12 protein-coding genes are annotated in these 12,508 nt (G+C 68.8%); 10 read left to right on the plus strand and 2 right to left on the minus strand.

Going from position 1 to position 12,508, the window contains the following annotated elements:
- Positions 1-324 (minus strand): H-NS histone family protein, encoded by a 324-nt coding sequence (locus HK415_RS22325; RefSeq protein ID WP_309246874.1) that lies wholly within the window; start codon positions 322-324, stop codon positions 1-3.
- Positions 325-470: 146 nt separating this feature from the next.
- Between HK415_RS22325 and HK415_RS22330 the strand changes: the two genes are divergently transcribed.
- A complete protein-coding gene (locus tag HK415_RS22330; protein ID WP_171563617.1) occupies positions 471-1,496 on the plus strand; it encodes a S1C family serine protease in 1,026 nt (341 codons plus the stop codon).
- A gap of 100 nt (positions 1,497-1,596) precedes the next feature.
- Complete coding sequence (locus HK415_RS22335; RefSeq protein ID WP_171563618.1) at positions 1,597-1,782, plus strand: hypothetical protein; 186 nt, start codon at positions 1,597-1,599, stop codon at positions 1,780-1,782.
- 2,137 nt (positions 1,783-3,919) lie between these two features.
- Here the strand turns inward: HK415_RS22335 and HK415_RS22340 are convergent.
- Positions 3,920-4,846 (minus strand): SDR family oxidoreductase, encoded by a 927-nt coding sequence (locus HK415_RS22340; RefSeq protein WP_171563619.1) that lies wholly within the window; start codon positions 4,844-4,846, stop codon positions 3,920-3,922.
- A 48-nt stretch (positions 4,847-4,894) separates the two neighbouring features.
- Between HK415_RS22340 and HK415_RS22345 the strand changes: the two genes are divergently transcribed.
- The 8 genes from HK415_RS22345 to HK415_RS22380 all read left to right on the plus strand — a co-directional run bounded on the left by HK415_RS22345 (position 4,895) and on the right by HK415_RS22380 (position 12,382).
- On the plus strand, positions 4,895-5,941 hold the full coding sequence (locus HK415_RS22345; protein ID WP_171563620.1) for a CDP-6-deoxy-delta-3,4-glucoseen reductase: 1,047 nt from the start codon (positions 4,895-4,897) through the stop codon (positions 5,939-5,941).
- 65 nt (positions 5,942-6,006) lie between these two features.
- Positions 6,007-6,783, plus strand: coding sequence for a polysaccharide biosynthesis/export family protein (locus tag HK415_RS22350; protein ID WP_171563621.1), 777 nt, complete (start codon positions 6,007-6,009; stop codon positions 6,781-6,783).
- Positions 6,784-6,845: 62 nt separating this feature from the next.
- The gene (locus HK415_RS22355) at positions 6,846-9,182 is read left to right on the plus strand and encodes a GumC family protein (protein WP_171563622.1); all 2,337 of its coding nucleotides are present in this window, start codon (positions 6,846-6,848) and stop codon (positions 9,180-9,182) included.
- Between the two features lie 234 nt (positions 9,183-9,416).
- Complete coding sequence (locus HK415_RS22360) at positions 9,417-10,643, plus strand: DnaJ domain-containing protein (protein WP_171563623.1); 1,227 nt, start codon at positions 9,417-9,419, stop codon at positions 10,641-10,643.
- Between the two features lie 33 nt (positions 10,644-10,676).
- Positions 10,677-11,012, plus strand: coding sequence for a hypothetical protein (locus HK415_RS22365; protein WP_171563624.1), 336 nt, complete (start codon positions 10,677-10,679; stop codon positions 11,010-11,012).
- Positions 11,013-11,047: 35 nt separating this feature from the next.
- Positions 11,048-11,257: a hypothetical protein gene (locus HK415_RS22370; protein WP_171563625.1), complete on the plus strand. Its 210-nt coding sequence runs from the start codon at positions 11,048-11,050 to the stop codon at positions 11,255-11,257.
- Between the two features lie 23 nt (positions 11,258-11,280).
- Positions 11,281-11,847 carry a hypothetical protein gene (locus HK415_RS22375; RefSeq protein ID WP_171563626.1) on the plus strand — a complete coding sequence of 189 codons (567 nt, stop codon included), beginning with the start codon at positions 11,281-11,283 and terminating at the stop codon, positions 11,845-11,847.
- Positions 11,848-11,923: 76 nt separating this feature from the next.
- Entirely contained in the window at positions 11,924-12,382 is a 459-nt protein-coding gene (locus HK415_RS22380) for a FecR family protein (RefSeq protein WP_171563627.1), read from the plus strand.
- Positions 12,383-12,508: the final 126 nt, after the last annotated feature.

Below are 12,508 nucleotides of genomic sequence, written 5' to 3' on the forward strand. Positions count from 1 at the left end.
CTAGCGGCCGTTCTTCACGGCGAAATCGTCCAGGCTGCGGCCTTCCTTGAGGACCTGGGCCACCCATTGCGGCTTGCGGCCGCGGCCGCCGCCCCAGGTCTCGCCATTGGGGCCACGGTATTTCACGATCCCCTTGGTGCCTTTCGCGCGTGAATTGCCCGGGCCGGCATTCCGGGCGAATCCCAGGTCGGCAGCGGTCAATCCGTAGAGCTCGATTTTCTTTTTCACGTCCGCGATCGCATCGGCGATTTCCTGCTCGCGCACACGCTCGGCCTCGGCCAGGAGCTTTTCGGCCTGTTGTTTCAGTTCGAGATAAGTGGCCACGGAATTTCCTTCGCTTCGGGTGCGGCGCATTATGCAAAAAAAAGCGCGCGCAATTCGCGAACAATTGCACGGCCGGGGTCAATTGCGGCCGGCTTGCAGCGCGCCGCCTTTTGCCGCATCCTGTGCGTTCACTTCCGGGGATCACCATGTCCTTCCTGTGCCTTGCCCGCCGGCTTGCCGGGGCCCTGACCCTGCCCTTCCTGATCGCCGCTCCGGCCATCGCGGCGTCACCGCCTGCTTCGCAAGCCAGCATCGATGCGATCACCCGCGCGCTGGAAGCGGTGGTCGGCGTGCAGGTGACGGCGGCAGAGGGCGCGCGTTCGGCCGAGACCCTGGGCCGCCAGCGCGCGGGCTCCGGCGTGGTGATCGGACCGGACGGCCTCATCCTCACGATCGGCTACCTGGTGCTGGAGGCCGACAGCATCCAGGTCACCACGCACGACAACCGCGTGATTCCGGCCCGGCCCATAGGCTATGACCTGGCCACCGGTTTCGGGCTGGTGCGCGCGCTTCTTCCGCTGCGCGGCATCCAGCCGGTGGCGCTGGGCGCCGCCAGTGGCATCGCGCTGGAAACGCCCCTGGTCGCCGCGACCGGTGGAGAAGACGGCGGCATGGGCCTCACGCGCCTGGTGAGCGCACGGCCCTTCTCCGGCTACTGGGAATACCACATCGAGAACGCGCTGTTCACCAGCCCGCCCCTGCGCAACCACAGCGGCGCGCCCCTCTTCAACCCGCGCGGCGAACTCCTGGGCATCGGCAGCCTGTTCGTCGGCAACGCGATGGGCGACCAGCGTCAGATGCCCGGCAACATGTTCGTGCCCGTCGACCTGCTCAAGCCGATCCTCGCCGAGATGCAGCAGACCGGCAGCACGCAGGTCAGTCGCCGCCCGTGGCTGGGACTGAGTTCCACCGAACAGGGTGGGCGCGTGCAGATCGTGCGCGTGAGCCGCGAAAGCCCGGCGCAGGAAGCAGGCCTCTCGCCCGGCGACGTCGTGCTTGCGATCGACGACGAGAAGGTCAGCACGCTCGAGGGCTTCTACAAGAAGCTGTGGGCACGGCCGGCGCCCGATGCGGAAGTGCGCCTGACCGTGATGAACGGATCGACGATCCGGCAGGTCACCGTCAAGGCCGTCGATCGGATGAAGATGATGCGCAAGCCCGCGGGCATCTGAATCTGACAGCCGCGTCCGACAGGTCCTTCGGATAAATCCTGACAGGGAGCCGCGCCGCAGTCCTTAGCCTTGCGGGTCTGCATTCAAGCGAGGGGATGTGATGACGGCGGAAACTCCAGGCTCCACTGAGGTGCAGCGCGCGCGTGCGGGCTGGCGGCCGTGGTTGCGCGTCGCCGGGGTGGCGGCCGCCTTGCTGGTGCTGTCCGAAGCGCTCTGGTTCTGGCAGACGTGGCCGGTGCGCGAACTCCTGCAACCGCCCGCGCCCCGAAGCGCCGGCACGCCATGATCCATCCGCTGCTGCAGCGCCTGGTGGGCGCGGTGCGTCGCCATGGGCTGCTCGTCACCGCCGCCTACGTGCTGCTGGCCGCGTGGGCGCTGGGCATCTGCGTGGCGGCTTACGAGCTCGGGAGCTGGCGCCAGGAGCTCACGCGCACGCTGATGCAGCTCAATGCCGACGCGCACTTCCGCGCCCGCGCCCAGTTCCGCGAAGCCGTCGACCCGGAGTGGTACCGGCGCAAGGCGCTCGCGCTGCTCTCGGCGACCGAGCGGCTGCAGCGCGATTCGATGTGGACCGTGTTCCTGCCCGGCTCCTGGCAGGCCTTCGACAGCCTGGAGGAACAGATCCAGTCGCGCCTCGAGCGCGAGTTCAGCGACATCGTGGTGGAGACCGTGCGCCGCGAGCTCTATGCGCGCGCGAGCCGCCTGACCGGCGTGCCGCTGGTGCGCGGCACCGGCGACCTGCTGATGGGGGCCGACTGCCAGTCGCCGGTGCCGCAGTCCACCGAGCGCAAGCTCACCGCCGCCGCCGAGGACATGCCCGAGTTCCTGGCGGTCGCCGATTACGTGGTGAACCTCGAGCGCCTGGATGACGCCGTGCAGTCCTTCCTGTCGCTGCAGTACAGCGGCGGCGGCCAGCCGGAGCAGCTGCGCAAGCTGGTGGCCTACACCCTCGGCAAGGAGCTGCCCGGGGCGCTCGACGGCGCCATGCGCATGTTCCAGGTGGGCGACGAAGTGAACATCCAGCCCGCGCTGATGCAGGCACGCCTGCAATGGGCCGCGCGCTGCTCGCTGCTCAAGGCCATGGGCGCGCTGCACACCCGCCTGCTGAACACCAACGACCTGTTCGCGCTGGAGCAGGGCCTGGTGGAGCGCAGCACCGGCCTGTTCGATCCGCCGGCGCGGCCGGTGCCCTTCGACCGCACGCTGGAGCGCTACCGGGCGGTGCACGCGCTGCTCGACGACCAGGCGGCGCTGCTAGGGAAGGGGCGCAACGACTGGATGCGCCAGGGCACGCTGCAGCTCGGCCCCGCCTACCAGCACATCCTGCAGCGCGTCGAGCGCATGCGCCTGCTCGGGCCGGACACGCTGCAGCAGCTGCAGAACCAGTCCGGCACGGCCTTCGTCGAATTCCGCAGGCAGTTCGAAACCGCCTTCGGCGGCCACGGCGAGCCCGGCATCGTGTGGCTGGAAGGCGAGCAGCGCTTCGGCCTGTCCCGCGAGCGCGCCGCCATGCGCGAGGGCCTCGGCGCGCTGCTCAAGACCTCCTTCATGTCGGAGGAGGCGGCGCGCGCCGGCCGCGAAACGACCACCACGCTGCCGATGGTGCTGAAGGAGGCGCGCGCGCTGGCGCAGGAGCGCACGCGCGCCGTGCAGGAGATCCTCCCCGTGTTCCCCGCCCAGGCGCAGCCGGTGGTGGCGCGCGTGATCGACGCGCGCGTGTCCGAACTGATCTACCAGCGCGCCTTCCGCACGCTCAAGACCGTCCTTCCTCCGGACGCCACGACCCCGCTCGATCCGGCCGCCTTCCGGCAGCAGCGCGAACAGGTGCTGGCCGTGCAGGCCGTGCTGAAGGACACCGGCGGTGCCTGGTTCGGCGACCGGCTGGCGGCGACGCTGGACGGCGAGCTGCTGCGGCGGCTCGCCTCGGTGCACGAGCTGTGGCAACAGCAGCCGCTGCAGGACGCGAAGGTGGGCAACTTCTCCTGGTGGCAGGGCGAGCCCCTGCCGCTGGCGCAGGCGCTCGGCGCCGAAGCGGGCGCGGCACCCCCTCGTTCTCGCGCACCGCCACCCGGCTGGACATGCTCGTGCAGCAGGCCAAGGGACTGCTGGCCCTCGGCAGCCCCTCGCTCACCAACGATCCGGCCGCGCAACGCTGGGTGCAGCTGCAGGGGGAGCTGGAACGCTACAACGCACGCGCCAGCGACAGCAGCCTGCTGCGGCTCGAACGCTACCTGGCCGCTATCGGCAACGACCTGCGCCGCGACAACTGCGTCGAGCGCCTGGCGGCCAACGCGCCGGCGCCGGGCCAGGAAGACGAGATCGGGCAGCGCCACGTGCAGATGCACCAGGCACTCGCACAGCGCTGCTCGGAGCTGCGCGCGCAGCAGCCGGCCCCGTCCGCCTCGCTGGCGCAGTGAGGACCGTCAGCCGCGCAAGCCGCTGTCCACCGTCGGATGGCGCAGCTTCAGGCGCAGTTCGTTCTTGAGCCGCGCGTTGTCCAGGCGGCGGGACTCGCTCATGAAGCTCAGGAGCATCAGCGGCAGCTGTTCCTGCGCGGTGCTGCGCGGGACGCGTGGCGGCCGCGGCAGGCCATAGATGTCCGCGGCCAGGTCGAAATAGTCCCCCATGCGCAGCTCGCTGTCGTCGCTGACGTTGTAGGCCCGTTGCGCACGGCCACGCCACAGGGCGGCCAGCACCGCCCGCGCGAGGTCCTCCGCATGGATGTGGTTCGTGTAGACGTCATCCTCCGGCGTGAGCACCGGCGTGCCCTTGAGCAGCCGGTCCCGCGGGGTGCCTCCCGCGCGGTCGGGCGCGTAGATGCCGGGGATGCGCAGCAGCGCCGTGCGCACGCCCGTGCCGCGACCGAAGAATCGCAACTGCCGCTCCGCATCGACGCGGCGCTGCGCCCGCGGCGTGTGGGGCGCCACGCGGCGTGTCTCGCTGACGCGTTCGCCGCCGCAATCACCATACACACCCGAGGTGGATGCGTACACCAGCGACTGCGGCAGCGAGCGCAGGCGCAGCGCGCGCAGCAGCGCCTGCGTGCGCCGGTCGCGCCACCACTGCTCCTGCGGCTCGCCCGCCGGCGGCGCGAGGTGCACGACGCGATCGGCGATCCCCGCGAGCCGCGAAAGGGTCGCCGGCGCATCGAGGTTTCCGACCAGCGGGGTGATGCCCCGCGCGCGCAGTGCGGGTGCGCGCTGCGGCGAAGAGGTCAATGCGATGACGCGCACGCGCGCCGGCAGGGCGCGCACGACGCGCAGGCCGACGTCGCCGCAACCGACGATCAGGACGCGGCTGCGGCGGAAGCGGGCGGGCAATGCGCCGAGGGGGTTCTGGTTTGAGGGCAAAATCGAGGCCGCAGCACACAGACAAGTGCCCCTGAGGATACCTAAAGCATGACAGCCGCCCCCGCAAGCGCCGGCCCCTTCCAGATCACCGTGCAGCCCAGTGGGCGCGCGTTCAGCAGCGAGGGCGGGGAAGCGATCCTCGAGGCGGCCATCCGCCAGGGCGTGGGCATGCCCTATGGGTGCAAGGACGGCGCCTGCGGTTCCTGCAAGTGCCGCAAGCTCGAGGGCACCGTGGTCCACGGCCCGCACCAGGCCAAGGCGCTGTCGGCCGAGGAAGAAGCCAACGGGCTGATCCTCACCTGCTGCGCCGTTCCGCAGAGCGACATCGTCCTGGAGTCGCGGCAGGTCACCGACGAAAGTGCGTTCCCGGTCCGCAAGATGCCTTCGCGCGTTTCCGCCATGGAGAAGGTGTCGCACGACGTGATGATCGTGAAGCTGCAGCTGCCGGCGAACGACACGCTGCGCTATCACGCAGGGCAGTACATCGAGTTCATCCTGCGCGACGGCGCCCGCCGCAGCTATTCGATGGCGAACGCGCCGCACAACGGCCCGGGCGTCGAACTCCACATCCGGCACATGCCGGGCGGCAAGTTCACCGACCACGTGTTCACCGCGATGAAGGAAAAGGAGATCATGCGCGTCGAGGGCCCCTTCGGCAGCTTCTTCCTGCGCGAGGACTCGGACAAGCCGATGATCCTGCTCGCCTCCGGCACCGGCTTCGCCCCCATCAAGTCGCTCATCGAGCACATGCAGTTCAAGGGCATCCAGCGTCACGCCACCCTTTATTGGGGCGGCCGCCGGCCGGGCGACCTCTACATGGATGCATGGGTGCGCGAGCGGCTCGCGGAAATGCCGAACCTGAAATACGTGCCGGTGATTTCCAACGCTCTGCCCGACGACAACTGGACCGGGCGCACGGGCTTCGTGCACAAGGCGGTGATGGAAGACCACCCCGATCTCTCGGGGCACCAGGTCTATGCCTGCGGGGCGCCGATCGTCGTCGATTCCGCGCGGGCCGAATACAGCGCGCGGGCCCGCCTACCGGCCGAGGAATTTTTTGCCGATTCGTTTACCACCGAGGCGGATAAACACTAACTTTGCAGGACGCCGCGTTGGAAGCTCGCCGATACTTCCCTAGAATCGACTCTTTTGGGGGCTGTATGACTGCGACCATCAACCGTTATGCGCTCGCGGCGGCTACACTGTTTTTTTGCACAGTGGCGTTTGCCCAGAACGCGCCAAGCCTCTCTTCCATGTTGCCGTCCTCCGGTGCGGACAACGGCGTCTTCCGGCCCGCCGCGCCGGTCGGCGATCCCCAGGCGAAGGGATCGCAAAATCCGCAGCAAGGTAATCCGCTCTACAACATAGGCAAGGAATACCGCGTCGGAACGAACGATCTGCTGGACATCGAAGTATTGAATCTCGGGGACGGCAAGCGCACCGTCCGCGTGAATGCCGCCGGCTATATCACGATGCCGCTGATCGGCCAGGTCACGGTGGCCGGCATGACCCAGCAGCAGGTCGAATCCCATATTGCCGCGCTGTACGGTGAAAAATACCTGCAAAACCCGCAGGTGTCGGTTTTCATCAAGGAATTCACCACCGAGCGGATCACCGTCGACGGCGCGGTGGCCAAGCCCGGGATCTATCCCCTGGTCGGCCAGATGACGCTGCTGCGGGTGATCGCGCTGGCGGGCGGCTTCGGCCAGATCGCCAACTCCCAGCAGGTGATGCTGTTCCGCCAGGGCGAGAAGGGCGAGCGGCAGGTGGCGACCTTCGATGTCGAGCGAATCCGGTCGGGCAAGGATCCGGACCCGATGATCCGCGGGGACGACCTGATCGTGGTGCAGCGGGATTCCGCGCGCGCCCTGCTGAAGGATTCCATCTTCCGCGACGTTCTGGATTCCGTGAACCCGTTCTCGGTCTTTAGCCGGTAAGCTCCCGCCTCCCGGCCGTCGTGGGACGGCCAGGGCCGACCCAACGAAGAAGAGCCGTCACGATGTCCGCTTCCGAAATCTCACGCGACGACACCTCGGGTTTTGCCCCGACGCAGGCGAACGAGCTGGCACTGCGCCAGCAATACCAGTTGCAGCCGGGCATGGCCCGTGCCGAGGAGGAACAGGTGGGGGACGATTCCCTCACCCTCACCGACATCGGCCGGATCATCCTCAAGCACAAGTGGACGCTCCTGCTCGTCATTGCGCTCGCCTGCGCGGTCGCCGCGATCCGCACCTTCCTCAGCACGCCGATCTACCGTTCGACCGTGATCCTGCAGATCGACCGGGCGACGCCACGCGTGGTGCGTTTCGAGAACGACCCCGAGCAGGAACGCATGGGCGGCGACGATGCGATCTCGATGCGCACGCAGCAGGAACTGCTGAAGAGCCGCTCGCTGGCGGAGCGCGTCATCGATGAGCTGCGCCTTGACCAGTCCGCGCCCAGCGGCTCGCCGCTGCCCCTTTCGCCGACGAAAAAGCCCGACGGCGACAACGGCGAAGCCACCGCCGAAGAGAACAGCGGCGACTACCTCGACCGCCTGATCAACGGCTACCGCAAGATGACCAGCCCGAGCGTGCGCAACAGCGAAGTGCTCGGGCGGGAAGCGGTGGTGGGCCGGTTCCTCAAGTCCCTGACCGTCGAGCCCGTGCGCAGTTCGCGCCTGGTGAAGGTGCACGTCGACAACACGGACCCCGCGCTCGCCGCCCGCATCGCCAATTCGACGGTGCAGGCCTTCATCGCCATGGGCATGGAGCGCCGCCTGGAAGCCTCCTCCTATGCCAAGAGCTTCCTGGAAGACCAGATCAAGCAGATGAAGGCCAAGCTGGAGGAATCCGAACGCCGCCTCAACAGCTACGCGCAGGCCAACCAGATCCTGACCCTGGACGACAAGACCAGCGCGATCAACCAGACCTACACCGACTTCGCCGCCGCATTGGCCAAGGCGGAACAAGAGCGCATCAAGGCCGAAGCCGTCGCCGCGGAGATGAAGCGCAATCCCGAAGCCTCCATCGCCGTCGTCGAGAACAAGACGATCCAGGCATACAAGGAGCGGCGCGCGAAGCTGCAGATCGACTACCAGGAGAACCTGCGCATCTACAAGCCGGACTTCCCGAAGATGCAGCAGATCCAGGCGCAGATCTCCGAGATCGACACCCAGATCAAGCAGGAGATCCAGAACGTCGCCGGCAGCCTGCAGGCGCACTACGATGCCGTCGCCAAGCAGGAGTCCCTGCTGAAGGAACGCGTGAGCCAGACGCGCAAGCAGGTTCTGACGACGCAGGACCACGGCATCGACATGAACCTGCTGAAGCGGGAAGTCGACACCAACCGGCAGCTGTACGACAGCCTGCTGCAACGCTTCAAGGAACTGGGCGTCTCCGGCAACGTCGTGAGCAACAACGTGTCGGTGGTGGATGCGGCGGAGCCTTCGCTGTTCCCCTACAAGCCGAACCTGCTGGCGAACCTGCTGGCGGGCATCGTCGCCGGCATCCTGCTGGGCGCGGCCATCGTCGTCGCACTGGAAGTCATGGACGACTCCATCAAGTACCCGGACGAAGTGGAAAGGGTGCTGGGCCTGCCGCTGCTGGGCGTCATCCCCAAGCTCAATCGCAAGCGCTCGCTGACCAACAAGCCGGTGGCGCTGGAGGTGCACGAGGATCCGCGTTCCACGCTCGCCGAGGCGTACCGCTCGGTACGCACGGCGCTGCAGTTCTCCACCGCCGAAGGCGCGCCCAAGCGCCTGGTGGTCACCAGCACCACGCGCAACGAGGGCAAGAGCACCACCTCGCTGGCGCTCGCCATCAACTTCGCGCAGATGGGACAGCGCGTGCTGCTGATCGACGGCGACATGCGCAACCCCACGGTGCACAAGCTGCTGGGGATCCCGAACGATTTCGGCCTGTCCAACCTGCTGTCCAGCGACAACCGCGGCGACAAGATGATCACGCCGACGTCGATCCCGAACCTGTCGGTCCTCACCGCCGGCCCGATCCCGCCCAACCCGGTGGACCTGCTGACCGGCCCCAAGCTCCTGCTGCTGCTGAACATCACGTCCGCTCTCGGCATCGACTACGTGATCGTCGATGCGCCGCCGATGCTGGGGCTGGCGGATTCCGTGGTCCTGGGCAACCAGCTACAGAACGTGCTGTTCGTCGTGCAGGCCAGCAGCACCCGCAAGACGCAGATCAAGAACGCGCTGCGCCGGCTGCGCCAGAGCGGCCTGGTGCCGCGCGGGGTGGTGCTCACCCAGACGCTGCAGCACGCGCTGCCGCAAGACTACGAGTCTTACTACGGCTATGGCGCCGACCCGGCTGCCGCATTGCCACGGTCGCGCTAGCATCAGGTCGATGAAGGAAGACGAAGCGACGACGAGTCCCTCTGCCGCGACACTGCAAGCTGCCCTGCTCGACTACTACAGCGCACCGGGCAAGTACCAGCTCAGCCTGCGGCAGCCGGCCACCTTGTTCGCCTCGATCCGGGAAATCCTCCAGATCGCTGCCGGACGCGGGGGCGTGCCCAGGCTTCCGACGGCACCCTGCGGGAGGCAGCTTCCTTCTTCATCCGGGCCGCGTTGCTCTATCCCGGGGCCGATCACTACGCGGTCATGGGCTTCGGCTTCGGCACCGAGACCAGCGACCTGAAGGAGCGCTACCGGCTCCTGATGCGCCTGATCCACCCCGACTTCGCCCAGGCAGGTGCGGCAGCCTGGCCGGCGGACGCCGCGATGCGGGTGAACCGCGCCAACGAGGTTCTTTCCTCGCCCACGCTGCGGCGCGAGTACGAGGAGCAGCTGGCGAACCTGAAGCAGCAGCGCCCCGCCGGCGTCGCCAAGGCGGCGAGCCACGCGCCCGCCGCGGCAGTGCGCAGGCAGCAGGAGCCGCGCCTGCAGGTCGGCAAGCGGGCGGCCTGGGCGCTGGGCATCACGCTCACCGGCATGGCTGTCCTCATGCTCATGCCACGCCAGGAGCCCGATCACCTCGTGCAACGCAAGACGGCGGCACCCGCCACCGTCCCCCGCGACCTGCCCCGCGCCCAGGAGCCCTTGGCCTTGCCGCCTGCGCCCACGCGCATTGCCGAGCTCCCGGTCCTGCCCGCGGTCGCCGAGCGGGCGCCCGCGCAGGCGCCGGTGCCGGCGCCGGCACCGGCACCGGCCGCGCAGTGGGATCGGCTCGGGCAGCTTCCATCAGCCCCGCCACAAGCCCAGGCGGCGCCACGGCCGGTGGCGCCAGTGGCCGCTCGTACCGCCCCCGCTGCGCCGTCCCCACCCGCGGCCTTACCCATGGCGGCCGCACCCGCCAGGCCTCCGCAGGAGGCGCCGGCGACAGTGCCGCCGCCCCTGCCTGCGCCGCTTCCTTCCCCGGTGGTCGCCGCCATCGCGGTGGCTCCGGTGGCGAGCCCGCCACCCGCAGCCGCCCCGGTCGCCAGCGCGCCTCCGGTCGCAAGGGCCGCGCCGGCCGTGGCACCTCCCATCCCCAGTCCCACCCTCAGCGACGCCCAGCCCCTGCTCACGCAGCTGCTGCAGATGCTGGAGACCGGCAGCGGCGACCAGCTCCTGCGGCTGCTGGAGGCCGACGCCCGCCAGTCGCCGGGCGCACAGGCGCTGTCGCGCAACTTCGAGCAGCTGGTGAAAGGTGCGCGTCCGGTGCACCTTTCACAGGTGGAGTTCAAGGGCGAGCCGCGTGATGGCGTCCTGCTCGTCACCGGCCGCATCCGGCTGCACGCGGGGAGACGACCATCGGCTCCCACGGGCAACGGTTCCTGCTGCGCGCCGAATTCGCCTCCCGTGGCGGCAAGGTGATGCTGACGAACCTCAGCGGCGCGCCGGACTGAGATGCCGCTTCCCCCTTCCAGGCGCTGGATTCTCGGCATCGTGGCCGCCGCCGCCGCCGTGGGCGTGTTCCTCGCGGGAATGACGGTCCACCTGCGCCGCGCCTGCACGGAACTGGACACGCCCTACCTGCCGCTGTGCGCCGATCCCTCGAAAGAGCCGGAGGCCGTGCGCGAGGGACTGCGCGCGCGCATCGCCCGCAATCCCGGCGACTCGTATGCCTGGACCAAGCTGCTGGTGGCGGAACCCCGGGAGCGCAGCGACAGCGTGCTGCAGGGCGCCGCGCTGGCGGCGCCCAACGACCCCTGGTCGCCCGCTGGCGTGCCGCGCAGGCGCTGAAGAACGGCCAGCTGCCCGAAGGCATCGCGCTGCTGGTGGCCATCCTGCAGATCCGCAACTCGTCGGAGTCAGCCCGCGTGCTGGCGCAGATCGCGGCCACGCCGGACGGCATCAACTTCCTGCGTCCGCACCTCAAGCCCGGGACCACGTGGCTGCCGAAGGTGCTCGCCGCCGGAAACGCTCTGAAACTGCCCCCGGGCAACGCGCTGCCGCTGGTCGCCGAGGCGGTGAAAAAGGGGCGCTGAGCGACGAAGCCAGGCACCAGTACATGCGCTCGCTGAAGGCCGGCGGCCAGTGGCTGGATGCCTACGGCCTCTGGCTGGCGCAGCACAAGGAGTCGGTCCCGCTGCTGTACAACGGCAGCTTCGACCAGGCCATCGAGCAGGATGGCTTCGACTGGGAATTCAGCCGCGCGCCGCGCAGCCGCGCGGGCGTGATGGTCGAGCAGGAGGTGATGGCGCGCCGCGGGATGGTGCTGGGCCTGGATTTCACCGGCCGCAGTTTCACCGCCCCCATCGTGCGCCAGTACCTGTTCGCGGCGCCGGGCGCCTACCGCCTGCGCGGCGAATACATGGCTTCCAAGCTCCGGTCGGAGTCCGGGTTGACCTGGTCCGTGGTCTGCACATCCGGGCGCAAGGCAGTGCTGGTGCGGTCGCGGCCGATCCAGGACACCGGCGGCGTGTGGCAGCCGCTGGAAGCCGAATTCACGGTGCCGTCCGACTGTGGGGTGGTGGCCAGCCTGCAACTGGAACCGGCCGCGCAATTCGAGGCGGCGACCGGAATAAAGGGGCGCGTCGCATTTGACGGATTCAACCTCGCGCGTACTTCGAATTGAGGGCAGCAATTCGATCCCGTCGAAATCCTGCGTGATATAGTTCTCGCTCGCCACGCAATCCCGGGGAGCAACCAAGATGACGACCAAAAAGCTGCTACTCGCCCTGTCCGCCCTGATCGGTGCTTCCGCCTTCGCGCAAGCACCCCTGGGCACCGTTTCCAACGTCCAGGGCGTGGTCACCGCCACGCAAGGCGCCACCGGCGTGTCGGTCGCGCCCGGCACCGCCATCCAGAACGGCATGCGCTTCGTGACCACGTCCAATGGGTCCGTGACGCTTCGCCTGAACAACGGCTGCACGGTCACCGTTCCGCCCGCGCATGGCGTCACCGTGCTGCAGAACATGACGTGCCCGCAGCTGACCGCCGCGGTGCAGCCCGTGGTGCCGGTGGCCGCCGCATCCCCGGCCTTCGCGCCGAATCCCTCCCTCGTGAACGGCCTGGTCGCCGTCGGCGCCGCGATCATCGCGGTCGGCGTCATTCGGGAACTCACGGACGACGATGATGCCGCGGCGCCGCCGCCGCTGAGCGCACAGTAAATCTGGCAGGAGGCCGCCCGGGCGGCCGATCCAACGGGGCCCATCGGCCCCGTTGCCGTTCCTGCGCTTTCCTGACGACCCGGGCCCTGCACATCCGGCCGCGAAGCAATGATCCTGCGGCCCCCG

Source organism: Ramlibacter montanisoli (assembly GCF_013087525.1).
Classification (GTDB): domain Bacteria; phylum Pseudomonadota; class Gammaproteobacteria; order Burkholderiales; family Burkholderiaceae_C; genus Ramlibacter; species Ramlibacter montanisoli.

Bases quoted from the DNA above. Each gene is read 5' to 3' on its own strand.
- HK415_RS22330 (WP_171563617.1), top strand. From the start codon at position 471: ATGTCCTTCCTGTGCCTTGCCCGCCGGCTTGCCGGGGCCCTGACCCTG.
- HK415_RS22335 (WP_171563618.1), top strand. From the start codon at position 1,597: ATGACGGCGGAAACTCCAGGCTCCACTGAGGTGCAGCGCGCGCGTGCG.
- HK415_RS22345 (WP_171563620.1), top strand. From the start codon at position 4,895: ATGACAGCCGCCCCCGCAAGCGCCGGCCCCTTCCAGATCACCGTGCAG.
- HK415_RS22350 (WP_171563621.1), top strand. From the start codon at position 6,007: ATGACTGCGACCATCAACCGTTATGCGCTCGCGGCGGCTACACTGTTT.
- HK415_RS22355 (WP_171563622.1), top strand. From the start codon at position 6,846: ATGTCCGCTTCCGAAATCTCACGCGACGACACCTCGGGTTTTGCCCCG.
- HK415_RS22365 (WP_171563624.1), top strand. From the start codon at position 10,677: ATGCCGCTTCCCCCTTCCAGGCGCTGGATTCTCGGCATCGTGGCCGCC.
- HK415_RS22375 (WP_171563626.1), top strand. From the start codon at position 11,281: ATGCGCTCGCTGAAGGCCGGCGGCCAGTGGCTGGATGCCTACGGCCTC.
- HK415_RS22380 (WP_171563627.1), top strand. From the start codon at position 11,924: ATGACGACCAAAAAGCTGCTACTCGCCCTGTCCGCCCTGATCGGTGCT.